General features: G+C 41.7%; 1 protein-coding gene. It reads right to left on the reverse strand.

Going from position 1 to position 1,714, the window contains the following annotated elements; translation table 11 throughout:
• Positions 1 to 78 precede the first annotated feature (78 nt).
• Positions 79 to 1,407, reverse strand: a complete 1,329-nt coding sequence (locus AC1DWN_RS33365) for a cytochrome ubiquinol oxidase subunit I (RefSeq protein ID WP_477563122.1) — start codon at positions 1,405 to 1,407, stop codon at positions 79 to 81.
• Between the last annotated feature and the right edge of the window lie 307 nt (positions 1,408 to 1,714).

The following is a 1,714-nucleotide window of genomic DNA, read 5'->3' on the forward strand; positions in this document are numbered from 1 at the left end:
GGCTACGATCAAGTATCCATAAAGAAATAACCAAAGGACAGCTATTCCAAGCAATTCAATCGACATTCCGATGACCTCCTATAAAATGATTCGACGCTCTTCCAATTCGAGCTCTGCCGATTTATTGCGAAACAACCGGATAAGAACAAGTAAGCAAACCACTCCCAGCAACATATATAAAGCGGCGAACAGCCAGAATATGACCGCAACATGAGGATTGGTTGTGGACGCATCTGCTACGCGCATATATCCCCTTAGAATCCAAGGCTGTCTACCCACTTCTGCGTAAAACCAACCCAGCTCAATAGCGAGAAGCGAAAAAGGTCCTCCTATTAATATTGCTCCGAGCATCAAGCGGTTATAAGCATTCCATCGCTTCATCACAGACATTATGAGGAATAGTATGGGAACAATAAGCAAATAGGTGCCTATCCCGACCATAGCATCAAACAAATAATGGACATACAAGGGTGGCCATTCATCTCTCGGGAAATCATTTAACCCGATTACCGTTCCATTCGGACTATTAGTAGCAAGCAAACTAAGTGCCCAGGGAATTTTAATGGCACCTGTTATTTCATGTGATACTGGGTCCAGTTGACCGCCAATGATTAGTGATGCTCGATCACCAGTTTCAAAATGCCACTCAGCTGCGGCTAATTTTTCTGGTTGAACCTCAGCTAAAAACTTAGCAGAAATATCACCGATGAAGATCGTTGCACCGGCTAATATCAATGCGGCAATCATATTTAATTGAATTGATTTTTTGTAATAGGTATCTTTCTTGCCCCTCAGCATTGCAAATGCAGCAATCATCGCTAATACAAAAGCCGACGTTACATAAGCAGAAGACAAAACATGGGCTACTTTGGAAGGCATGGCCGGATTAAACATCGCCGCTATCGGATCCAAGTTCATCAGTTTACCGTTTTCGAGAGTAAAGCCCTGAGGTGTATTCATAAAAGCATTCACCATCGTAATAAACAAGGCAGAAGCTGAAGATCCAATGACGATTGGGATTGTGAGCAGCCAATGTAAGTATGGATTGGAAAATCGGTTCCATGTATAGAGATAGATGCCAAGAAAAATCGCTTCAAAGAAAAAAGCGAAGGTTTCTAGGAAGAGAGGCAAACTAATTACATTGCCAGCAAATTGCATAAATTGTGGCCAGAGTAGGCTTAATTGCAGTCCAATACATGTTCCTGTAACAACGCCTACTGCTACTGTTATGACAAAGCCACGAGTCCATCTACGTGCCATTAGCGTATAATGAGGATCTTTGTTTCGAATGCCCAACCATTCAGCGATAGAGATGAAGACCGGAATTCCAACCCCTACTGTCGCAAACAATATATGAAAAGCAAGTGTCATCTCCGTTAAACCGCGGCTCCACTCTACTGTGTTCAACTTATAGCCCCCTGATTACTACATATACAGTCGATTGCTCGATTAATATCCCCCTCTATTTCCAAAAGTATACAAAGACACTCTCGCACAAATATTGAAGGGTTGTGCTAAAAAAGTGATAAAAGAAAGCCTCAGAAGTGTTTTCTCCCGAGACTCGTGTTGTATTCTATATACCGGTTTGATTTATAGTAATCAAATAATTGTATTTGCTCGCATGTTTCAGTTCATCTAAAATAATGCCAAATACGGTGTCCCGATATATACCTACTGGAAGTCCGAACCATATTTTGCGGTATTTCTCGATAGC

The organism is Paenibacillus sp. P4_A7 (assembly GCF_056402455.1).